This is a genomic window from Thermus scotoductus DSM 8553 (assembly GCF_000381045.1).
In the GTDB taxonomy this organism is placed as follows: Bacteria; Deinococcota; Deinococci; order Deinococcales; family Thermaceae; genus Thermus; species Thermus scotoductus.
Map to the genome: position 1 here is coordinate 24,036 of NZ_KB905745.1, position 20,520 is coordinate 44,555.

Sequence of the window (20,520 nt, forward strand, 5' to 3'; positions counted from 1 at the left end):
GACAAATGTGGAGCTACGTTTTGCGACGCCTGCTGGGCTTGGTCCCCGTCCTCTTCGGGATCACCCTTTTGGTCTTTCTGTTCCTGCAGCTCATCCCCGGCGACCCCGCCCAGGCCATCCTCGGGGAACGGGGCACCCCGGAGCAGCTTGCCGCCCTTCGGGAAAAGCTCGGGCTCAACAAGCCCCTATACGTCCAGTACCTCACCTTTGTCAAGAACATCCTCACCGGGGACCTGGGCACCAGCGCCGTTTCCACCATCCCCGTGGCCGAGGAATTAAAAAGGCGCTGGCCCGCCACCTTTGAGCTGGCCCTGGCCGCCACCTTGGTGGCGGTGGTCTTTGGAATTCCCGTGGGCATTCTGGCGGCGGTACGGAAAAACAGCCTTTTGGACACGCTTTCCATGAGCCTCTCCCTGGTGGGGGTTTCCATGCCGGTCTTCTGGCTGGGCCTCCTCCTGGTCTATTTCTTCGCCGTGAACCTGCACTGGTTGCCCACGGGGGGAAGGCTTTCCACCGACTTGGCCATAGATTTCCGGCCCATCACCGGTTTCCTGGTCCTGGACGGGATGCTGGCCCTGAAACCCGAGGTCCTGATGGATGCCCTCAGGCACCTGATCCTCCCCGCCCTCACCCTGGGTACCATCCCCTTGGCCATTCTCACCCGCATCACCCGTAGCGCCATGCTGGAGGTGCTCTCCCAGGATTACGTGCGCACCGCCAGGGCCAAGGGCTTGGCGGAGCGCCAGGTGATCCTGAAGCACGCCCTAAAGAACGCCCTCCTACCCGTGGTCACCCTCGTCGGCCTGCAGTTCGGTACCCTTTTGGGCGGGGCCATCCTCACGGAAACCATCTTCTCCTGGCCGGGCATCGGCTCCTACATCTACGAGGGCATCCTCAACCGCGACTACCCCGTGGTCCAGGCTGGGGTGCTGGTGGTGGCCACGGTCTTCGTCCTGGTCAACCTCCTGGTGGACCTCTCCTACGCCCTTTTGGACCCTCGCATCCAGTACAGGTGAGCCCATGGAAACCCCCACTCGTCAGGCTCTTCGGCGTTTCCTAAAATCGCCTTCCGGCAAGGTGGGCCTGGTTTTGACCCTCTTCCTGGTCCTTCTGGCCCTGTTCATCCCCTTGCTGAAGCCCTATGACCCCACCACGGACCGGGACTACCTGAACCGGCTCAAGCCCCCCACCCTGGAACACCCCTTCGGCACCGACCACCTGGGGCGGGATGTCTTCACCCGGGTCCTCCACGGTAGCCGCATCTCCCTCCAGGTGGGCGTGATCTCGGTAAGCATCGGCCTTTTCCTGGGTACCCTCCTGGGCCTCCTGGCCGGGTTCTACCGGGGAAGGACCGAGCTTCTCATCGGCTGGCTTGCCGACCTGCTCCTGGCCTTTCCCGGAACCCTTTTGGCCATCGCCATCGTGGCCGTTTCCGGCCCCAGCCTGCAAAACGCCATGCTGGCGATCGGCATCGTGCAGGTGCCCGTCTACATCCGCCTGGCCCGCTCCATGGTCCTTTCCTTAAGGGAGCAGGACTTCGTCCAGGCCGCCTTTGCCCTGGGGGCGGGGAACGGGCGGATCCTCTTTCGCCACATCCTCCCGGGTACCCTGGCCCCCCTGGTGGTGCAGGCTACCTTGTCCATCGGCACCGCCACCCTCGAGGCGGCCGCCTTGGGCTTTCTGGGCCTTGGGGCCCAGCCCCCTGCCCCCGAGTGGGGAGCCATGATCGCCGACAGCTTCAAGGGAGGCTACGCCATGAACGCCCCCTGGACCATGATCTTCCCGGGGCTTTTCATCATGCTCACCGTTTTGGCCTTCAACCTCCTGGGGGATGGCCTCAGGGACGCCCTGGACCCGAGAAGCCGCTAAAGGCTAAAGGCGGCCTTAAGAAGGAAGCAAGCCCCAAAGGGGTATCATGGAACCATGAGAAAAGGCTTCCTCTTTCTCCTGCTCTTTTTGCCTCTCCTCAGCGCCTGCGAGCTTCTGGAAGGCACGGGCTACCGGGTGGCCGAGGCCCAGCTCCTCTTCCCCGAGGCCACGGAGCGCTGGACCTACTTCTACGGGGAGCCCCGGGAGGTCCGGCTCGGCACCCAGGTCCTCCGCCTGGAAAAGGCCTCGAGGGAAAGCCTCTGGGCGGTGCCGGGAGCCCTTTGGGTGGGGGGAAATCCCGTGCTCAGGGAGGTGGGACCTGCCCTCCGCCCCTTGGCCGAGGCGGTGCGGGGAATCCAGGGAAGCCTCCTCGAGGTCCGCGCCCAGGCCAACCTGCGCGCCACCTGGTTCTATGACGGGGTGGGCTGGGTCCGGCTCACGGGGAGCCTGAGGGAAGGGGAAAGCCGGAGCCTGGTCCAGCCCGCCCAGTACCAGACCCCGGACCTCTACGCCTTCACCGGGACGGAAACCCAGGTCCTCCTCAGGGAGATCCTGGCCCGGCGGGGGGGAAGGCAGGTGGTGGTCTTTGAGCTTTCCGAACCCGTCTTAAGGCCTCTGGCCCTTGACCCCATCCCCGATGGTTACCGGGTGGGGGCCCTGCAGGTGCAGTATGGGCTTAAAGTGGAGGTGGTGACCCCACCCCGTCCCGCCTACCGCATCCTGGAACGCGGGGCCAATGCCGCCTACCAGGAAACCGAGCCCAAGGCCTTTCTGGCCAACAACCCGACCCGCTTCGCCGAGGTCTGGAACCTGGTGGTGGCGAACCGCATCCCCCGCCCACCCGCCCCTAGCGTGGACTTCCGCACGAGGAGCGTGGCCGCCTTCTTCTGGGGCCTAAAGCCCACCGGGGGGTATGGCCTCGAGGTGGTGGGGATTACCTATGCAGGCGGAACCGCCCGGGTCATCCTGAACCTGCAAAGCCCACGGCCCGGGGCCATCGTCACCCAGGCCCTCACCAGCCCGTACGTGATCCTGGAGCTGGAACGGGTGAGCCGCGTGGTCTTCACCGAACCTTCAGGGCGAGTCCTAGCCGAAGCGCGGGAGTAGCCTACCCCTTAAGGCGCCCACCAGGTACAAGGAGCCCGTGGCCAAAACGGGGACGCCATCCCCTTGCGCCGCCTTAACGGCCTCCCCCAAGGCCTCCCAGGGATCCTCAAAAAAGGGTTCCCCAAGCTCCCTTCCCAAGGCCCCCTCCCCCGCCCGGGTGTAGCGGACGCTTCTGGCCTTGGGAAGGAGGTGGGCCAGAACCCCCTTCACGTCCTTCCGGGGAAAGGCCCCAAAGACCAGGTGGTAGTTGGAAAACTCCCGGCTTAGCGCCTCCGCCGCCGGAGGGTTATGGGCCCCATCCAGATACACCTCCACCCCCTGCACAAGGAACCGCTCCAGCCGGCCAGGGTGTCTGGCCTCCCTAAGGCCTTGGGCAATGGCCTCCTCAGGAAAACCCAAAAGCCTTAGCGCCGCCGCCGAAAGCCGGGCGTTCGCCTCCTGGAAGGCCCCCTTCAGGGCCGGTGGCGCAGGCAGGGCAAAAAGAGGGTCCAGGGGGTCCAGAAGGTAAAGGGGGCTTCCCCGGGTGCGGGCCACTTCCCGCACCACCTCCAGGCCGATCCCCCTGGCCCCGGTGACCACCGGCACCCCTTTGCGGAAGGCCCCCGCCTTTTCCCGGGCCACCGCCTCGAGGCTTCCCCCCAAGGCCTCCAGGTGGTCCTCCCCCACGTTGGTGAGCACAGTAAGGGCCACCCGGGGAAGAACATTGGTGGCGTCCTTCTCCCCGCCCACCCCTGCCTCCACCGCGGCCCAGGCCACCCCTTTTTTGTGGAAGTGGTGAAAGGCCATGGCGGTGGCCAGGTCAAAAAAGCCGGGGGGTTCGGGCCAGGCTTCCTCCTTGGCCCAGGCCACAAAGCCCACCACCTCCTCCTCGAGGATCCACCCTCGGTGGGTGCGGATCCTCTCCCGGAAGTCCAGGAGGTGGGGGCTGGTATAGGCTCCATAGGGAAGCCCTGCAGCGCGGAAGGCCGCCTCCAGGTAGGCCACCACGCTTCCCTTGCCGTTGGTGCCCAGGACGTGCACCGCCTGAAAAGCCTCCTCCGGGTGCCCGAGGCGTTCCAGGAGAGTCCTAATCCGGCTTAGACCCCGCTCTCCCTGGCGGCGCTGGGCGAAGAGCCACCCCGTGGCCTCCTGGTAGGTCATGGCCTAGCCCTCCGCATACTGGAGCCGGTACAGGGTGGCATAGTAGCCCCCTTTCTGGAGGAGCTCCTCGTGGGTACCCTCCTCCACCAGGCGCCCTCTTTTGAAGACCAGGATGCGATCCACCCGGCGGATGGTGGAGAGGCGGTGGGCGATGATAATGGAGGTCCTTCCCTCCATGGCCCTGTAGAGGGCCTCCTGTAAGCGCCTTTCCGTTTCCGAATCCACGTTGGCCGTGGCCTCATCCAGGATGAGGAGGATATCCGGGTTGGCCAGAAGGGCCCGGACCAAGGCCAGAAGCTGCTTTTCCCCCGTGGAAAGCCCGGCCCCCCTTTCCCCCACCCGGGTGTGGTAGCCCTGGGGCAGGCGCAAAATGGCCTCGTGCACCCCCAAAAACCGGGCCACCTCCACCACCTTCTCCTCGGGGATGGTCTCGTCAAAAAGGCGCAGGTTGTCCAGAATGGTGCCCGAGAAGAGGAAGGGATCCTGGAGCACGATCCCCACGTGCCGCCTTAGGTCCTCCTGGCGGTAGTTCCGCACATCCTCCCCATCGATGAGCACCCGGCCCCTTTGGGGGTCGTAGAAGCGGGCGATGAGGCTCACCACGCTGGTCTTCCCCGCCCCCGTGGCCCCCACCAGGGCCACCTTCTCCCCCGGGCGGATGCGGAAGGAAACCCCCTTGAGCACCCAGTCCTTGTCCGTGGGCTCCACGCCCTTGGGGGTATAGGCCAGCCAGACCTCCTGAAACTCCACCTCCCCCCGGAAGCGGGCGATGGGCTTGGGATTTTCCGGGTCCTCGAGCTCCTCCTCCGTGTCCAAAACCCCGAAGATGCGCTCGGCGCTGGCCATGGCTCCCTGGAAGAGGTTGAACTTATCCGAAAGGTCCTGCAGGGGCTGGAAAAGCTGGCGGGTGTAGTCCACAAAGGCCACCAGAAGCCCTAGGGTGGCCACCCCCCGCACCACCTCACCCCCGCCGTAGAAGAGGAGGCCCGCCACCGCCAGATCCCCCAGGAACCCCACCACGGGAAAGAAGAGGGCAAACCAGCGCACGATCTCCACCCAGGCCCTAAGGAGGTCCCGGCTCAGGCGGTCAAACTTCTCCTCCCGTTCCCTTTCCTTCACGAAAAGCTGGATGGTCTCCACCCCAGAAAGGTTTTCCTGCAGGGCAGCGTTCAAGCGGGCCAGGCGCAGGCGCATCTCCCGGTAAGCGGCGCGCATGCCGTTCCGCACCCAGGCGGTGACCCAGAGGAGCACGGGCACCACCAGGAGGACCACCAGGGTGAGCTTGGGGCTTAAGACCATCATGAAGGCCAAGAGGCCCAGGATGGTAAAGAAGTCGGCGATGACCCCCACGAGCCCCCCGGTGATGAACTGGTTGATGGCGTCCACGTCGGAGGTGATGCGGGTCATGAGGCGGCCCACGGGGTTTTTGTCGTAAAAGCCCAGGTGGAGGCGCATGAGCTTGCCGAAGAGGGCGCTCCTTAAGTCGAAGAGCACCCTTTGCCCCACCCACTGGATCAGGTAGGTCTGGCCGTAGGTGGCGGCGAAGTTAACCCCCCGCACCAGAAGGAAGCCCAGGCTCACCCAAAGGAGAAGGGCAAAGCGCTCCGCCAGGGGCTTGGCCTCCTTGGGAACCAGGGCCCCGTCGATGGCCCACTTGAAGAAGAGGGGGGTGAGGGCGGCGGTGAGGGTGGTGAGGAGGAGGAAGAGAAGGGCCAAGGCCACCTGGGCCCGGTAGGGCCTCACGTACTGGAGGATGCGGGCGAAGAGGACCCGGTCAAAGGCCTTGGTGTAGGCGTCCTCCTGCTCCCTATGGGAGGCATCCTGGCTCATCCCTCCACCTCCCCTTCCACCTCCATGCGCTGGATGCGGTCCAGCTCGGCATAGAGGCCCCCGGCCTCGAGGAGGCTTTCATGGGTGCCCTCCTCCACGATCCTCCCCCCGTCCAAAACGATGATCCAGTCTGCATGGCGCAGGGTGGCGGTGCGGTGGGAGATGAGGAAGGTGGTCTGGCGGCCCAGGACCCCTTTCAAGCCCTGAAGGATCCTGGCCTCGGTTTCCGTGTCCACGGCGCTTAGGGCATCGTCCAGGATGAGGATCTTGGGCCCCTTGGCCAAGGCCCGGGCCAGGGCCACCCGCTGCCGCTGGCCACCCGACAACGTCACCCCCCGCTCCCCCAGCACGGTTTCGTACCCCCTGGGGAAGGCGAGGATCTCCTCGTGGATGCCGGCAAGCCTCGCCGCCCACTCCACCCGTTCCCGATCCAGGGTTTCCAGACCGTAGGCGATATTTTCCAGAATGGTTTCGCTAAATAGGAAGGGTTCCTGGGGGGCAACCCCCACCGCCTGGCGCAGGGTGGCCAGGGGGATCCTCCGCGCCTCATACCCCCCCACGTAAACCCGTCCCTCCGTGGGGTCCATAAGACGGGGTACGAGGGCGGCAAGGAGGCTTTTCCCCGAGCCCGTGCGCCCGGTGATCCCCAGGGTCATGCCCTCGGGGACGGTGAGGGTGAGGTCCTTAAGAAGCCAGCGCCCATCCCGCCAAAGGCCCACCCCCTCGAGGCGCACCTCCCCGGAAAGATCGGCCACGGAAAGGGGCAGGGGATCCTCGTCGCGAACGGCGGGCTCCCGGTCCAGAAGCTCCAAAAGCCTTTTCAAGCTGGTAAAACCCCGCTGGTACATGGCCATCACCCAGCCGAGGCCCAGAATGGGCCAGGTGAGCTGGGCCAAATAGGCGTTGAACTGCACCAGCTGGCCCACGCTCATCTCCCCCCGGACCACCATCCCCCCGCCCACCCAGAGGACGGTGAGGAAGGCAAACCCCATGAGAAAGCCCAGAAGGGCCTGCATGGGCCCCTCCACCTTGGCCAGGGCCAGGCTTTTCCCCATATAGGCCCGGTTGAGCTCCTGGAAGCGGGATAGCATGCGCCCTTCCAGGGCATACCCCTTCACCACCCGGATGCCGCTAAAGGCCTCCTGGGCCAGGGTGCTGATCTGGTCAAAGGCCTCCTGGGCCTCCCGGTAGCGGCGGTCAATAAGGCGCAGGAGGTAGAACATGGCCAGGGCGATGAAGGGAAGGATCAGGCTGAGGTAAAAGGCCAGCCTGACGTTCACCCCATACATGGAGAAGAAGGCCAGGAGGACCAGGAAGGAAAGGCGGCTACCCATCATGATCCCGGGCCCCACCATCTCCCGCACCGCGGAGAGATCGCTGTTCAAGCGGTTCATCAGGTCCCCCACCCGGGTGGCGTGGTAGAAGGAGCGGTCCAGGCGGAGAAGGTGGTGGAAGAGATCCTTCCTGAGGTCGTACTCCACCAGGCGGCTCGCCACCACCGCCAAGCGGCGCATGAAGTAGGAGAGCAGGGCGCTGATCCCGGCGGAAAGAAGCAAAAGGGAGGCATAGCGCCCGTAGGGCCCGCCATGACCCAAGGCATCCACGGCCAGGCGCAGGAAGTAGGGGCTCAGCACGAAAAAGAAGATGGAAAGAAGGCCCAGCAGGACTCCCAGGGCGTACCTCCCCCGGTAAGGGTAGAGGTAGGCCCCCAGGCGGCGGAGGGGAGCGACTGACCAACCGGTCATAGCCATGAGTTTATCCCAAATCCGGGCGGGCAGAAAAAAGACCCGGCCACACCGTAATTAGCCCCCCTGCATCTCCTCCTTCAAGGAGCGCAGGGCCTCCTGCCAGTCCTCCCCCAGGGTGACCAGACGGTGGGGCTTGGCAAGCCGCCGCACCGCCTTGCGCAAGATCCCGGGAATGGGGGGACAGGCGTAGGAAACCACCAGCAAAAGACCCCTCACCCGGCCCAGGCGGTGGAGGTAGTGGACCATGCCCACCAGTTCCCGGTCGGTGGGAAGGTCCATGGGGAAAAGCCTATCCCCCTCCTCCCTGAGCTTCTCTGGGGGCAGGTCGGGGAAGTAGGGGATGAGCCCCTCCCGGGCCAGGGCCTCCTCCACCGTCCTCCGGAAGGATTCCTCCTCGAGGAGGTAGGGCTGGGCCACAACCCCCACGCTCCCCAGGGGGGTCTTGAGGGGAGGAGGAGGTTTCAAAAGCCCCCGCACCCGGTCCAGGGCCCGCCCCACCAGCATGGGGTTCTGGGTGAGGAGGTGGCCCACCTCCCCCGCCCGGCCTAGGACCCGCTCGGAGAGCTCTGCAGGCACCTTGAGCACCGGGGGAAGCCCCGGAAAGTAGCGGAGGAGGGTGGCCTCGAGGTCCAAAAGCCACGGGCACTGCCCCCCGCCCTTTTCCGACTCCACCCCCCCTTGGAGGTCGGGAAGGAGCAGGTAATCCACCCCTTGGACCTTCAGGGCCTCCACCTGGGCCAAAAGCTCCTGCACCGGCAGGCAGTAGGGCTGGTGACGGGCAGGCGGCACCTCCACCCGCACCACCTCCACCCCCAAGGCCTTTAAATACGCTTCCCAAAAGCCCAGGTATCGCCGGGACAGGAAGCCCCTCAGGACACCCACGCGCATACGCCCTATCCTACGCCAAGGGCCTTTAAAAAAGCCAGAAGCACCTCCCGCCCCTCCCAAAGGCTTTGGGGAAGCACCCATTCCTCCGGAGTGTGGGCCCCACCCCCCCGGTACACCCCCAGGGCCAAGGCGGGGATACCCCGTTCGATGGCGGCGCTGGCATCGGTGGAACCCGGCTGGAACTGGGGCCTTTCCCCGATCTTGGCCAGCGCCACCTCCGCCGCCTGGAGGAGCCTGGGCGTGGCGGTGCTTCCCGCAGGCCTCGTCCCCAGGACCTCCAGGGAAACCTCCACTCCATGGAGTTGGGCCGCCTCCTCCAGAACCTCCTGGGCCTTGTGGTAGAGGGTGCGAAGCGCTTCCTCCTCCAAAGCGCGGATCTCCAGCAAGGCCGAGGCCTCCTTGGGGATGGCGTTTACCGCCTCGCCCCCCCGGAGGCCGCTGGCGTTCAGGCTGGCCTCACCCCCCACCTCCTTGAACAGGGTGTGCAGTCGGGAAAGCCCCTCCGCCAGGGCAAACACGGGATTGGGGGTCCCCCTGTCCCCCCAGGCGTGGCCCCCCCGGCCCAGAAGGGTAACCCGGAAACGGACCGAGCCCAAAGCCCGGTCCACCACCCCCGGAAGGTACCCATCCACCGCCACCACCACCTCGGGAGCCAGGGTCTCCACCAGGGCCCGGGCCCCCCTTAGGTTCCCCAGGCCCTCCTCCCCCACGGTGAAGCCCCGCACCACCCCGGGCATCTCGGGAAGGGAGAGGAGAACGGCCACCCCGCTGGAGTTGTCCCCCACCCCGGGGCCATAGAGCCTCTCCCCCACCCGCCTCGGGGGCTTTGGCGGCAACACCGTGTCCAGATGGGCGAGGAGGAGCACCGACCCCTCCCCCGCCCACACGTTGCCCAGGCCATCCCTTCGGGCCCTGGGCAGATGGGCGGCCACGAACTCCCCCCGCACCCCCTCCCCCGTCAGGGGGGAGAGTTCCAGAAGAAGCCGTACCGGGTCCACTACTCCTGAGGCTCGGGTCCGGCCAGCCCCTCCCGTATGGCGTAAAGGGCCGCCTGGGTCCGGTTGTTCAGGTGGAGTTTCTGGAAGATCTCGGAAAGGCGGTTGCGCACGGTCTTCTCGGAAAGCTGAAGCTCGGCGGCGATCTCCAGGTTGGTGTACCCCTGGGCCACCAGCTTGAGGATCTGGATCTCTCTCTCGGAAAGCTCCGCATGGAGGGGAAGGCTGGACTCCTTCTTGGCCCGAAAGTCCTGGATAATCCGCCCGGCCAACTCAGCATCCAGGAGCACCTCCCCGGCGTGCACCCGGCGGATGGCCCCGATGAGTTCGCTGGCATCCGTGTCCTTGAGGAGGTAGCCCCTGGCCCCGGCCTTCACCGCTTCAAAGACATAGGCGTCCTGGCGGTACATGGTGAGGATGATGACCTTGGCCTGGGGCCACTCCTTGAGGATGGCCTGGGTGGCCTGCACCCCATCCAGGTTCGGCATCTGGATGTCCATGAGGATCACGTCGGGCTTGGCCTCGAGGGCATGCCTTAACGCCTCCCAACCGTCCTTGGCCTCGCCCACCACCCGGAAATCCCCTTCCGCCTCCAAAAGGCTTTTGAGCCCCTGGCGGAAGAGGGCATGGTCGTCCGCTAACAGTACCCGAATCACCCCTCCATCTTAGCGCTGGTGGGCTTGGTGTAGGGTGAAAGGGTGAAGGTTCTCACCGTGGAGAAGCTGGTGCCGGGAGGTTATGGCCTCGCCCGCACCGAGGAAGGAGCCGTCCTCATCAAGGGGGCCCTGCCGGGGGAGGTGGTGCGGGGAAAACCCGTGCGCCGCAAGGGAACCCTTTTCCTGGAGGAGGTGGAGGTGCTCACCCCCCGCCCCGACCGCTACCCCCACCCCCTCCCCCCCTCCGCCGACCTGCCCCTGGCCTACGAAAGCCAGCTTCCCCTGAAGGAAGGCCTGGTGCAGGACGCCCTTATGCGCATCGCCAGGCTTTCCTTTTCCCTGGCCCCCATCCACCCCTCCCCCAGGCCCCTGGGCTACCGTACCGCCGCCCAGTACGCCCGCCATCCCCTAGGGGGCCTGGCCTACCGCTTCCCGGAAACCCAGGAGCTTTTCCGGCTGGAGGAAGACCCCCTTCTGGCCGAGCCCCTAGCCTGGGCCTTCTCCCTTCTCAAGACCTGGCCTTTGCCGGTGGAGGAGGTGGCCTTAAGGGGAAGCCTCCTCGAGGGCCGGGTGCTCCTCGGCCTCATCGGGGGAAACCCGGAAAACCTCAAGCGCCCCGCCAGGGCCCTGGTGCGGGAGGGGTTCGCCGGGGTGGTCTGGGCCGAACCCTCCCCCAAGGGCCGCTTCCGGGGAAGGGTCCAGCCCCTTTACGGGGAAAGGACCCTGCTGGAGCGGTTCGGCCCCCTCACCGCCACCGTCAGCGTGGAGAGCTTCAGCCAGGTGAACCCCTTGGCCATGGGGGAACTCCTGGAGGAGGCCCTGAACCTGGTTTCCGGCGGGAAACGGGCCCTGGAGCTCTATGCGGGAAGCGGCCTTTTCTCCCTTCTCCTGGCCCCCCGTTTCCAGGAGGTGGTGGCGGTGGAGATCAGCAAGGAGGCGGTGCGCCGGGGGGAAAGCGACCGGAAACGGCTCGGCGCCGAGAACGTCCGCTTCCTCCGTGCCGACGCCCGGGAGGCCCAAGGCCTGGGGCGGTTTGACCTGGTGGTGGTGGACCCCCCTCGAGGCGGCCTCTCCCCCGAGGTGCGGGCCTACCTCCTAAAGACCCGGCCCCAGGAGGTCCTCTACATCGCCTGCGACCCCGCCACCTGGGCCAGGGACGTGGGGGAGCTGGTGGGAGGTGGCTACCAACTGGCCTTCGCCCGGCCCTACGACTTCTTCCCCTTCACCCACCACGTGGAGGTCCTCTCCCTCCTGCGGCTAGGGTAAGGGAAGGCTCTGGAAGAAGGGCGCGGGGTCCACGGGGATGCCGAAAAGGCGCACCTCCAGGTGCAGGTGGGGCCCGGTGGAAAGCCCCGTGCTCCCCAAAAGGCCGATGACCTGGCCCCCTTTCACCCTCTCCCCCACCCTCATCCTCCTTTCCGAAAGGTGCCAGTACCCTGTGCAAAGGCCCATCCCGTGGCTCAGGACCACTGCCTCCCCCCGCACCCTTAGCCTTTCCGAAAGCACCACCACCCCTCCGGCCACCGCCCGCACGGGGGTGCCTAAGGGGGCAGCGAAGTCCAGGCCCTCGTGATAGGAGGTGAGAAGGGTGCCGTAGCGCCGACGGGTACCGAAGGCGCTGGTGATGCGCCCACCCTCCAGGGGCTTTAGGAAGCGGGAAAAGGTCAAGGGCCCTTCCCTCGGGCAGGCCCCCACCACCTTCTCCCGCTCCGCCCTCAGACCGGGATCCTTAAGAAGCTCCTCCAGGGATGGGGTCAGGGCCAGGGTTTCCCTGCGGTAGCCTCCCGGGGCCACCTCGAGGGTAAGAGGGCTTTCCTCCCCCTCGAGGACCAGGCGTAAGGGATACCCTTTGGGCTCCACCAGGGCTCCCACGGCTAGAAGAGCCCAGAGGCCCTTCTCCCCGGGCACCAGGGAGTAGCGCACCCCCAAGAACTCCGCATACCCCCAGGTGTATCCCTCTACCCAGAGGGCAAAGGCCCGGCCCTGGATCGGGGGGAAATAAACCAGGCTTCCCCTGGGCAGGGCCACCTCCACCCCGGGGCGCACCCGGAGCACCTGCCCGGCCCGGATGCGGCTGGGATCCTTAAGGCCGTTCAGGCGGGCCAGCTCCTCCACTGTGGTGCCGTAACGGCGGGCAAGGGAAAAAAGGGTTTCCCCGGGGGCCACGGTGTGCCAAAGGGTAGCCCCCTCCAGGTGGTTCCTTTGGGGCGGATTGGGACCCACCTGGGCCAGGGCCAGAAGCCAGAGGACCACCAGGGCCAGAAAGGCGGGCATGGGCTTATCCTATGGGCAAAGGAGCCTATATGGTGCTGATCCTAAACGGACCCAACCTGAACCTTCTGGGCCAGCGGGAGCCCGAGGTGTACGGGCGCACCACCCTCGAGGAGCTGGAAGCCCTCTGCGAGGCCTGGGGAGCGGAGCTGGGCCTAGGGGTGGCCTTCCGCCAGAGCAACTACGAGGGGCAGCTGATCGAATGGGTACAGCAAGCCCATCGGGAGGGGTTTTTAGCCATCGTCCTTAACCCCGGGGCCCTCACCCACTACTCCTACGCTCTTCTGGACGCCATACGGGCCCAGCCCCTTCCCGTGGTGGAGGTGCACCTCTCCAACCTCCACGCCCGCGAGCCCTTCCGCCAGCACTCGGTCACCGCAGGAGCCTGCCGGGGCATTGTCTCCGGGTTCGGGGTGCTTTCCTACAAGCTGGCCCTGGTCTACCTGGCGGAGGTCCTGGAGGTGGGGGCCCCCTAGGGCCCCATCCCCTCCTGGCCGGGGAAGACCCCGGCGGGGAAGTTGCTATACTTAAAGAAGGCGGAAACGCCCAAGGAGCGCTATGTCCCAGGTTCTGCCTGTAGAGATCACCGAGGAACTTAAACAGAGTTTCATCAACTACGCCATGTCCGTCATCGTGGACCGGGCCCTGCCCGACGTGCGGGACGGGCTCAAGCCGGTCCAGAGGCGGATCCTCTTCGGCGCTTACCAGGAGGGGGTGCTCCCGGGCCGGAAGCACGTGAAAAGCGCCAAGATCGTGGGCGAGGTCATGGGCAAGTACCACCCCCACGGGGACGCCGCCATCTACGACGCCCTGGCCCGTCTGGCCCAGCCCTGGAACCTGCGCTACCCCCTGGTGGATGGCCAGGGGAACTTTGGCTCCTTAGACGGGGACCCTCCGGCGGCCCAGCGCTACACCGAGGCCAGGCTCTCCCCCCTGGGGGCGGAGATGCTTCTGGACATCGACAAGGAGACCGTGGACTTCCGCCCCAACTACGATGGCTCCCTTAAGGAGCCCGAGGTCCTCCCCTCCGCCATCCCCAACCTCCTGGTAAACGGGGCGAGCGGCATCGCCGTGGGCATGGCCACCAGCCTTCCTCCCCACAACCTCTCCGAGGTGGTGGATGCCCTGGTGGCCATGATCGACAACCCCGGAATCACCCTCGAGGAGGTCATGCGCTACTTCCCCGGCCCCGACTTCCCCACCGGGGGGAAGCTCTCCCGGAAAGGCATCCAGGAGGCCTACGCCACGGGACGGGGAAGCCTCAAGGTGCGGGCCAAGGTACGGATTGAGGAGAAGGGCCAAAGGCCCATGCTGGTGGTCACGGAAATCCCCTACCAGGTCAACAAGGCGGGCCTCATCGCCCAGATCGCCGCCCTGGTCAAGGCCAAGAAGATCGAGGACATCGTGGCCCTGAGGGACGAGTCCGACCGCCAGGGCCTGCGCATCGCCATAGAGCTCAAGCGGGGGGCAAGCCCCCAGGTGGTCCTGAACCAGCTCTACAAGCACACCGCCTTGCAGACCTCCTTCACGGTGAACCTCCTGGCCATCGTGAACGGGGAGCCCAAGGTCCTCCCCCTTCTCTCCCTCATGCGCCACTACCTGGACCACCGCAAGGAGGTGGTGCGCCGGCGAAGCCTCTTTGACCTCAAGAAGGCCGAGGAGCGGGCCCACGTCCTGGAGGGCCTCCTCATCGCCCTGGACCACATCGACGAGGTCATCGCCTTGATCCGGGCTTCCCAGGATGCCAGCGAGGCCCGAAAGGGGCTCATGGAGCGCTTCGGGCTAAGCGAAATCCAGGCCCAGGCCATCCTGGACATGCGCCTGCAACGCCTGGTGGCCCTGGAGCGGGAAAAGCTCTTAGAGGAGTACCGGGAGCTCATGGAGGAGATCGCCAGGCTTAAGGCCATCCTCGAGGAGGAAGGGCGGCTTTGGGCCGAGGTCAAGAAGGACCTCCTCCGGGTCAAGGAGAAGTACGGGGATGCCCGGCGCACGGTGATCACCGAGTTCGAGGAAAGCTTCAACCCTGAGGACCTCATAGAGGACGAGCCCATGGTCATCACCCTCACCGCCCAGGGCTTCCTAAAGCGCCTTCCCCTGGAGAGCTACCGGGCCCAGGGGCGGGGGGGAAAGGGGCTGATCGCCGGCAAGACCAAGGAGGAGGACGAGGCCATCCAGGTGTTCGTGGCCCAGGCCCATGAGGACCTCCTCCTCTTCACCAACCGGGGCCGGGTCTACCGCCTGAAGGTCTACGAGCTACCGGAGATGGGCCGGCAGGCCCGGGGGGTGCACGTGAAGACCCTTCTTCCCCTGGCCGAGGAGGAGGAGGTGGCCGCCCTGCTTTCCGTAAGGGGCCTGGACGGGGAGGGCTACCTGGTCTTCGCCACGGAACGGGGCCTGGTGAAGCGCACCGCCTTAAGGGAGTACCAGAACCTGGGGGCGGCGGGGCTCATCGCCATCCGCCTCCTGGAAGGGGATCGGCTCATCGGGGTGGCCCTTTCCGACCCCGAGGACGAGGCCATCCTGGCCACGGAGGAAGGGCAGGCCATCCGCTTCGCCCTGGAGGAGGTGAGGGCCACGGGCCGGGACAGCCAGGGGGTGACGGGGATCCGCTTCAAGAAGCCGGGCGACCGGGTGGTATCCCTGGTAACGGTGAAGCCCGGGGAGATGGTGGACCTCCTGGCGGTGAGCACCCGGGGCTACGGCAAGCGCACCCCTCTCGCCGAGTACCCCCTGCAGGGCCGGGGGGGAATGGGGGTGATCACCTATAAGGTTTCCACCAAGGTAGGCCGCCTGGCCGCTCTCCTCAAGGTGCGGGGCACGGAGGACCTCCTGGTCCTTTCCAAGAAGGGCCTGGCCATCCGCACCCCCGTGGCCGATATCCGCCAGTACTCCCGGGACACCGCCGGGGTCAAAGTGATGAACCTCCCCGAGGACGACGAGGTGGTGAGCGCCTTCGCCGTGGAGGAGGAACAGTGATGGAGGAGGTGGTCCTGATCACCGCCCCCAGCGAGGAGGTGGGCCGCACCCTGGCCCGCACCCTGGTGGAGGAGGGCTTGGCCGCCTGCGTGAACCTGGTGCCGGGCCTTACCTCCGTCTACCGCTGGCAGGGGGAGGTAGTGGAGGACCGGGAGGTCCTCCTCATCGTCAAAACCACCACCTTCGCCTTCCCCCGGCTTAGGGAGCGGGTTCTCTCCCTCCACCCCTACACCGTGCCCGAGATCATCGCCCTGCCCATCGCCGAGGGGCACGGGCCCTACCTGGACTGGCTTAAGGAGAACGTGCGGTGACCCCTGACATGCTGGTGAAGCCTTCAGCCGGGCCACGGTGCACCAGGTGAGGGGTGTGGCGGTGTACGTAGTCCATCCTGAAGACTTTAAGGCTTTAAAAAGGGCCTTTGGCCGCCCCATAGATCTGCACGACCTCGAGGAGCTATGAGAACAATCCTGCCCATTGCCCGCAAGTTTCCCCTTAACACCCCCTTAAACGACCAAAGCGAGTGGCGGAGCCTCCCTCTGGAGGAGCGGCTCAAGGCCGTTTGGGAGATGGCCCTTTTCTGGGCGGAGCTGGAGAGGGAAAGGGCCGAGAGGGAGGGCCGGGAAGCTGAGATCGCCACGGACCGCCTCCTGCCCGTGGCTCGTAAAAGGCCCCTGGACAAAACGTAGGGCGGGGAGGATTTTTGCAACCTATAGGTTTACAAAATCCTCCCCGCGTGGTAGCCTGGGGGCAAGGAGGTAACCATGACCCAGGCCCGCGAAACCGTAACCTTCAAGCCCGGCGAGGTCATCCTGTACCCGGGGGTGCCGGGGCCCCGGGACCGGGTCTACCGGGTCCTCGAGGGGCTCGTGCGCCTCGAGGCGGTGGATGAAGAGGGGAACGCCCTCACCCTGCGCCTGGTTCGCCCCGGGGGGTACTTCGGCGAGGAGGCCTTGGCAGGCATGGAGCGCACGTACTTCGCCGAGGCGGTGACCGAGGTGGTGGCGGAGCCCCTCCCCAAGGAACCCCATCCCGAGGAGATCCGCCAGGTGCTCCTCAGCCTGGCCCAGGCCCTTTCCGAATCCTACCGGCGCATTGAGCGCCTGGCCACCCAGCGCCTGAAAAACCGCATGGCCGCGGCCATCCTGGAGCTGGCGGAAACCCCCTTGGCCCACGAGGAGCCGGAGGGCTTGGTCCTCCGAGCCACCCACGACGAGCTGGCCGCAGCGGTGGGGAGCGTGCGGGAAACCGTGACCAAGGTCATCGGGGAGCTTACCCGGGAAGGCTACATCCGCTCCGGCTACGGCAAGATCATCCTAAAGGATATCCAGGGCCTCAAGGAACTGGCCCAAAGCCGGGGGGACGGGCGCTAGGGATTCCACCCCAGCCTGGCCAAGCCAGGCTGGGGGCCCCGGCAGCACCACCCCCCTTGCAGTCCTCGCCCGTGTGGGGAGATGGGTAGACCTCCTCCCTGAGCCTGAGCCTCGCCGCCAGCCCGCCCCCACGGAGGATTTCCCCGTAAACTGAAAGCCATGCGCCTGCGCCAGAGGTTCCTCACCGGGCTGGTTACCCTTCTTCCCCTTCTGGTCACCCTCTACTTCCTGGCCTGGGTCTACACCTATTCCGGGGGCTACATCCAGAGCTTCCTGCGCCTTTTGAACCTCGAGGTGCCCCGAACCTACCAGCCCCTCCTACCCTTCGTGGGGCTCTTCCTGGCGGGGGTGCTCATCTACCTGGTGGGCACCGTGGCGGAAAACTACCTGGGCCGAAGGCTCATCGTCTCCCTGGAGCGCTCTTCCCCATCGTGCGGGACATCTACAAGGCGGTGCAGCAGATCACCCACACCCTCTTCGGCCACCAGGAGGTGAAGTTCAGCCGGGCCGCAGTCATCGAGTACCCCCGGAGAGGGCTTTACACCCTCTGCTTCGTGGTGCAGCCGGTAAACGGCCGCCTTCCTCCCTTGCCGGAAGGGTACACCGTCGTGCTGGTGCCCACCAGCCCGGTGCCCGCCAGCGGCATGGTCATCCTGGTGCCCACGGAGGAGGTCATCCCCTTGGAGATCAGCGTGGAGGATGCCCTCAAGTACGTGGTTTCTGCGGGCTTCCTCCTCCCGGAAAAACCTTCAGGCTCCTTAACCTCCCTCCCACAAAAGGCCGGGCCCTCGGCGTAGAATGGAAGGCGATGCGTCCCCTGGCCCTACTTCTCCTTTCCCTGGGGACGGTTTTGGCCGCCCTTCCTCCCCTCCTGGGGCCTGGCCTCCCCCCGGGCACGGAGCTAAGGCTTTTCTCCCAGGACCTGCGCATCTTGCACGGGGCTTGGCGGGTGGAGGGCAAAAGGCTGATCCCCCTCTCCGCCCCCATACCCCCCAAGCTGGGCCAGGAGGTACAGCTTCTTCTGGTGCTCCCGGGGGAGAAGCCCCGCACCTTCCCCGGGGTGGCCGACCGCGGGGATGTGGTCCTCCTGCAGGACAAGGAGCGGGTGAGCCTCCTTAGGCTCCTCAAGGAGGTTTATGGCCTCGCCCCTCCAGAAAGGCTCTGGCCATGAAGCGCATCCTGCTCATCGAGGACGACGCGGAGGTGGCCCGCTTGGTGGAGCTGGAGCTCAAGGAGGCGGGCTTCACCGTGGAATGGGCCAAAAGCGGCATGGAAGGCCTGGTGAAGCACCGCGAACGGAAACCGGACCTGGTGATCCTGGACCTCGGCCTTCCGGACCTGGACGGGGCCGAGGTGGCCCGGCGAATCCGGGCCACCGACGATACCCCCATCCTAGTCCTCACCGCCCAGGACGCCGTGGAGCGCAAGGTGGGCCTTCTTTCCGACGGGGCCGACGACTACCTGGTGAAGCCCTTCCACCCCGCCGAGCTTTTGGCCCGCATCCAGGTGCAACTCCGCCACAAGGAGGGAAGCGAGGTCCTCTCCGTGGGGAAGCTGGAGCTGTACCCCAAGAGGCGGCAGGTGTTCTTTGGGGAAACCGAGGTGCGGCTTTCCCCCAAGGAGTTTGAACTCCTTCACCTGCTCATGAGCCGCCCGGGACGGGTGTTTCCCCGGCAGGAGATCGAGGAGAAGGTCTGGGGCAAATCCTTGGGCCGGGATTCCAACGTCCTGGACGTCCACGTGGCCAACCTCCGGGCCAAGCTCCGCGAGGCCGGGGCCTACGGCTACCTGCGCACGGTGCGGGGCCTAGGGTATGCGGTGCGCCCGGGAAGAGGCGAGGAGGAAACCTAGCCCGGACCCATGTCCTTCCGGCTTCGGCTTTCCCTGTCCTTCAGCCTCCTCTGGCTCCTCTTTTTGGTGGGAGCCCTGTACCTGGCGGGACAGGGAGTGGAGCGAGCCCTTAGAGGCCACCTCGAGGCCACCCTCCTGGAGGATGCCAAGCGGGCGGCGGAGGCTTACCGCAAGGGGCAGACGGGGACCCTCCTCACCACCGGGGGCGTCTACCTCCACCTTTACGCGGAGGACGGGGAGGCCCTGATCCTGACCCAGGAGGCCCACCGCCTTCCCCCTGAGGCCCTGAAGGAAGTGGGGAAGGTTCCCCGGGTCATCTGGCAGGGAGGTTTCGCCGCCGCTTTGGTGCGCACCCCCTTGGGCCTCCACCCTAGCCAACCTAGCCCCTTCGGGGCCCTTATCCTCGCCCTCACCCAGGACACCGCCCCCATAGACCTGGCGCAAAAGGCCTTGAGACAAGCCCTCCTCGAGGCCTTCTTCCTTCTTTTCCCCCTGGGCACGGCCTTGGTCTACCTCACCGCCCGCCTCACCGCCAGGCCCCTGGAGGAAGCCGCCAAGGAGATCGCCCGGCGTAACCCCGAGCGCCTGGACCCCGTTCCCCTCAACCTCCCCAAGGACGAGTTCGGCCGCATGGTGGAGGCGGTAAACAGCCTCCTCTTCGCCCTCAAGGAGGCCAAGGAGAAGGAACGGGCCTTTCTGGCCGAGGCCAGCCACGAGCTCAGGACCCCTCTCACCGTGCTTCTCGGCCACCTGGACCGGCTAGGGCGAAACCCCCAAGACCCCGAAGCTCTTGGGAGCGCCCGGGCCACCGCGGAGCGGATGCGCCGCCTGGTGGAGGACCTCCTCTCCCTGGCCCGGGGGGAGGCGGAGCGCACCTTAAACCCCCACATCGTGGACCTGAAGGCCTTAGCGGAGGAGGCCGCCCGGGAGTATGGGGTGGCCTTTCAGGGGGAGGCCCTGGAGGTCCTTGGGGACCCGGACCGGCTCTTGCAGATGCTCAGGAACCTGATCGCCAACGGGGTGCGGGCCGCGGGGAGGGAAGGGGTCTGGGTGCGCCTCAAGCGGGAAGGGGGAAACGCCCTCTTGGAGGTGGAGGACCATGGCCCGGGAATCCCTGAAGACCTCCTTCCCCGCCTCTTTGAGCGCTTCGCCCGGGGGCCCGGAGGAGGCACAGGCCTTGGCCTGGCCATCGCCCAGGCCATCGCCAGGGCCCACGGGGGAGAGATCACCGTGGAAAGCCAGCCCGGCCTGACCCTCTTCCGGGTGCGCCTGCCCCTTCTCGAGGAGGAGGCCTAGGGCCAAGGCATCAAGGGCCGGGTACCCGGTGGAAGGCGTTGAGGAAGAGGGGAAGGGCTTGGGCCCGGGCCTCCTGCTCCCTCAGGGCCTCCTCAAAGGCCAGGGGATCCCTGAGGAGATGGGGTAGCCTGAGCCAGCCCAGGTAGTACTCCCCTGCCTGCCCCGGGTAGGTAAGGCGGGCCTGCTCCTCGGGAAATAGCAGGGCCTCGAAGGCCAGGGGGGAGGCCCAAAAGGGGGCGTGGGCGGTGCGCTTGAGGAACTCCTTGAGCCCACATTCCGCACCCCCTTCACTCCAGCAGGTAATATCGCCCGGCCCCCAGAAGGCGCACCGCGGTCTCGTGATGGGGAGCCAGGTTGAGGACGAGCAACTTGCCCCCCAGCTCCACCAGGCGGACCCACATAAAGAGTTGAAACACCCAGCGCAAGGTGGGCTTGGCTGTGGGTCTCCCCTTTTGATCCGGCAGGCTGGACCCCGTCCCCTCCAGCCTCCGCCTCAGCTCCCACTCCCCCAGGGCGTACACCA

Annotated in this window: 19 protein-coding genes and 3 pseudogenes; 13 read left to right on the forward strand and 9 right to left on the reverse strand. The window is 66.3% G+C overall.

Translation table 11 applies throughout. The features are described 5' to 3' along the window. Positions 1–5 precede the first annotated feature (5 nt). The 3 genes from F604_RS0107095 to F604_RS0107105 are packed head-to-tail and all read left to right on the forward strand — an operon-like array spanning position 6 to position 2,976. On the forward strand, positions 6–1,016 hold the full coding sequence (locus tag F604_RS0107095; RefSeq protein ID WP_019551041.1) for an ABC transporter permease: 1,011 nt from the start codon (positions 6–8) through the stop codon (positions 1,014–1,016). A 4-nt stretch (positions 1,017–1,020) separates the two neighbouring features. Continuing rightward, positions 1,021–1,869, forward strand: a complete 849-nt coding sequence (locus F604_RS0107100) for an ABC transporter permease (RefSeq protein ID WP_019551042.1) — start codon at positions 1,021–1,023, stop codon at positions 1,867–1,869. A gap of 54 nt (positions 1,870–1,923) precedes the next feature. Further along, positions 1,924–2,976 carry a protease complex subunit PrcB family protein gene (locus tag F604_RS0107105; protein WP_019551043.1) on the forward strand — a complete coding sequence of 351 codons (1,053 nt, stop codon included), beginning with the start codon at positions 1,924–1,926 and terminating at the stop codon, positions 2,974–2,976. Here F604_RS0107105 and F604_RS0107110 read toward each other — a convergent pair. From F604_RS0107110 to F604_RS0107135, 6 genes are read right to left on the reverse strand one after another with little or no spacing between them, the layout of a single operon-like run. Then, positions 2,956–4,116 (reverse strand): bifunctional folylpolyglutamate synthase/dihydrofolate synthase, encoded by a 1,161-nt coding sequence (locus tag F604_RS0107110; RefSeq protein ID WP_019551044.1) that lies wholly within the window; start codon positions 4,114–4,116, stop codon positions 2,956–2,958. The two genes, F604_RS0107105 and F604_RS0107110, sit on opposite strands and share 21 nt — an antisense overlap. A 3-nt stretch (positions 4,117–4,119) precedes the next feature. After that, complete coding sequence (locus tag F604_RS0107115; protein WP_019551045.1) at positions 4,120–5,946, reverse strand: ABC transporter ATP-binding protein; 1,827 nt, start codon at positions 5,944–5,946, stop codon at positions 4,120–4,122. Beyond that, positions 5,943–7,691 (reverse strand): ABC transporter ATP-binding protein, encoded by a 1,749-nt coding sequence (locus F604_RS0107120; protein ID WP_026329046.1) that lies wholly within the window; start codon positions 7,689–7,691, stop codon positions 5,943–5,945. The genes F604_RS0107115 and F604_RS0107120 overlap by 4 nt, the downstream gene beginning before the upstream one ends. A 57-nt stretch (positions 7,692–7,748) precedes the next feature. Then, positions 7,749–8,582 (reverse strand): hypothetical protein, encoded by an 834-nt coding sequence (locus F604_RS0107125; RefSeq protein WP_019551047.1) that lies wholly within the window; start codon positions 8,580–8,582, stop codon positions 7,749–7,751. Positions 8,583–8,587: 5 nt separating this feature from the next. Next, positions 8,588–9,580, reverse strand: a complete 993-nt coding sequence (locus tag F604_RS0107130; protein ID WP_019551048.1) for a M20/M25/M40 family metallo-hydrolase — start codon at positions 9,578–9,580, stop codon at positions 8,588–8,590. Continuing rightward, positions 9,580–10,233, reverse strand: a complete 654-nt coding sequence (locus tag F604_RS0107135; RefSeq protein WP_019551049.1) for a response regulator transcription factor — start codon at positions 10,231–10,233, stop codon at positions 9,580–9,582. Before F604_RS0107135 ends, F604_RS0107130 begins: the two co-directional genes overlap by 1 nt. Positions 10,234–10,275: 42 nt before the next feature. Here F604_RS0107135 and F604_RS0107140 point away from each other — a divergent pair, with 42 nt between their 5' ends. Further along, positions 10,276–11,499 (forward strand): class I SAM-dependent RNA methyltransferase, encoded by a 1,224-nt coding sequence (locus F604_RS0107140; RefSeq protein WP_019551050.1) that lies wholly within the window; start codon positions 10,276–10,278, stop codon positions 11,497–11,499. Here F604_RS0107140 and F604_RS0107145 read toward each other — a convergent pair. After that, positions 11,491–12,507 (reverse strand): LysM peptidoglycan-binding domain-containing M23 family metallopeptidase, encoded by a 1,017-nt coding sequence (locus tag F604_RS0107145; protein ID WP_019551051.1) that lies wholly within the window; start codon positions 12,505–12,507, stop codon positions 11,491–11,493. The genes F604_RS0107140 and F604_RS0107145 overlap by 9 nt on opposite strands. Positions 12,508–12,536: 29 nt before the next feature. Between F604_RS0107145 and aroQ the strand changes: the two genes are divergently transcribed. From aroQ to F604_RS0107195, 9 genes and pseudogenes are all read left to right on the forward strand, one after another. Beyond that, positions 12,537–12,980: a type II 3-dehydroquinate dehydratase gene (gene aroQ / locus F604_RS0107150; protein WP_026329047.1), complete on the forward strand. Its 444-nt coding sequence runs from the start codon at positions 12,537–12,539 to the stop codon at positions 12,978–12,980. Between the two features lie 82 nt (positions 12,981–13,062). Then, positions 13,063–15,480, forward strand: a complete 2,418-nt coding sequence (gyrA, locus tag F604_RS0107155; protein ID WP_019551053.1) for a DNA gyrase subunit A — start codon at positions 13,063–13,065, stop codon at positions 15,478–15,480. Then, positions 15,480–15,791, forward strand: a complete 312-nt coding sequence (gene cutA / locus F604_RS0107160) for a divalent-cation tolerance protein CutA (protein ID WP_015716405.1) — start codon at positions 15,480–15,482, stop codon at positions 15,789–15,791. Before gyrA ends, cutA begins: the two co-directional genes overlap by 1 nt. A gap of 144 nt (positions 15,792–15,935) precedes the next feature. Then, positions 15,936–16,166 (forward strand): hypothetical protein, encoded by a 231-nt coding sequence (locus tag F604_RS0107170; RefSeq protein ID WP_019551055.1) that lies wholly within the window; start codon positions 15,936–15,938, stop codon positions 16,164–16,166. Positions 16,167–16,241: 75 nt separating this feature from the next. Next, complete coding sequence (locus F604_RS0107175; protein ID WP_019551056.1) at positions 16,242–16,850, forward strand: helix-turn-helix domain-containing protein; 609 nt, start codon at positions 16,242–16,244, stop codon at positions 16,848–16,850. Between the two features lie 159 nt (positions 16,851–17,009). Further along, a pseudogene (locus tag F604_RS12010) lies at positions 17,010–17,647 on the forward strand (DUF502 domain-containing protein). Positions 17,648–17,658: 11 nt separating this feature from the next. After that, the gene (locus tag F604_RS0107185) at positions 17,659–18,021 is read left to right on the forward strand and encodes a hypothetical protein (RefSeq protein ID WP_019551057.1); all 363 of its coding nucleotides are present in this window, start codon (positions 17,659–17,661) and stop codon (positions 18,019–18,021) included. Next, positions 18,018–18,701 (forward strand): response regulator transcription factor, encoded by a 684-nt coding sequence (locus tag F604_RS0107190; RefSeq protein ID WP_019551058.1) that lies wholly within the window; start codon positions 18,018–18,020, stop codon positions 18,699–18,701. The genes F604_RS0107185 and F604_RS0107190 overlap by 4 nt, the downstream gene beginning before the upstream one ends. A 9-nt stretch (positions 18,702–18,710) precedes the next feature. Continuing rightward, complete coding sequence (locus F604_RS0107195) at positions 18,711–19,997, forward strand: sensor histidine kinase (protein WP_019551059.1); 1,287 nt, start codon at positions 18,711–18,713, stop codon at positions 19,995–19,997. A 10-nt stretch (positions 19,998–20,007) separates the two neighbouring features. On the opposite strand, the pseudogene F604_RS13250 reads toward F604_RS0107195, so the two are convergent. Together F604_RS13250 and F604_RS12015 are read right to left on the reverse strand one after the other, a co-directional pair. After that, a pseudogene (locus F604_RS13250) lies at positions 20,008–20,265 on the reverse strand (hypothetical protein); the annotation flags it as partial. Between the two features lie 19 nt (positions 20,266–20,284). Further along, positions 20,285–20,520: pseudogene (locus F604_RS12015) on the reverse strand (IS1634 family transposase); the annotation flags it as partial.

Bases quoted from the DNA above. Each gene is read 5' to 3' on its own strand.
- F604_RS0107175 (WP_019551056.1), top strand. From the start codon at position 16,242: ATGACCCAGGCCCGCGAAACCGTAACCTTCAAGCCCGGCGAGGTCATC.
- aroQ (WP_026329047.1), top strand. From the start codon at position 12,537: ATGGTGCTGATCCTAAACGGACCCAACCTGAACCTTCTGGGCCAGCGG.
- F604_RS0107115 (WP_019551045.1), bottom strand. From the start codon at position 5,946: ATGAGCCAGGATGCCTCCCATAGGGAGCAGGAGGACGCCTACACCAAG.
- F604_RS0107100 (WP_019551042.1), top strand. From the start codon at position 1,021: ATGGAAACCCCCACTCGTCAGGCTCTTCGGCGTTTCCTAAAATCGCCT.
- cutA (WP_015716405.1), top strand. From the start codon at position 15,480: ATGGAGGAGGTGGTCCTGATCACCGCCCCCAGCGAGGAGGTGGGCCGC.
- F604_RS0107110 (WP_019551044.1), bottom strand. From the start codon at position 4,116: ATGACCTACCAGGAGGCCACGGGGTGGCTCTTCGCCCAGCGCCGCCAG.
- F604_RS0107120 (WP_026329046.1), bottom strand. From the start codon at position 7,691: ATGACCGGTTGGTCAGTCGCTCCCCTCCGCCGCCTGGGGGCCTACCTC.
- F604_RS0107195 (WP_019551059.1), top strand. From the start codon at position 18,711: ATGTCCTTCCGGCTTCGGCTTTCCCTGTCCTTCAGCCTCCTCTGGCTC.
- F604_RS0107105 (WP_019551043.1), top strand. From the start codon at position 1,924: ATGAGAAAAGGCTTCCTCTTTCTCCTGCTCTTTTTGCCTCTCCTCAGC.
- F604_RS0107125 (WP_019551047.1), bottom strand. From the start codon at position 8,582: ATGCGCGTGGGTGTCCTGAGGGGCTTCCTGTCCCGGCGATACCTGGGC.
- gyrA (WP_019551053.1), top strand. From the start codon at position 13,063: ATGTCCCAGGTTCTGCCTGTAGAGATCACCGAGGAACTTAAACAGAGT.
- F604_RS0107170 (WP_019551055.1), top strand. From the start codon at position 15,936: ATGAGAACAATCCTGCCCATTGCCCGCAAGTTTCCCCTTAACACCCCC.
- F604_RS0107185 (WP_019551057.1), top strand. From the start codon at position 17,659: ATGCGTCCCCTGGCCCTACTTCTCCTTTCCCTGGGGACGGTTTTGGCC.
- F604_RS0107095 (WP_019551041.1), top strand. From the start codon at position 6: ATGTGGAGCTACGTTTTGCGACGCCTGCTGGGCTTGGTCCCCGTCCTC.
- F604_RS0107145 (WP_019551051.1), bottom strand. From the start codon at position 12,507: ATGCCCGCCTTTCTGGCCCTGGTGGTCCTCTGGCTTCTGGCCCTGGCC.
- F604_RS0107190 (WP_019551058.1), top strand. From the start codon at position 18,018: ATGAAGCGCATCCTGCTCATCGAGGACGACGCGGAGGTGGCCCGCTTG.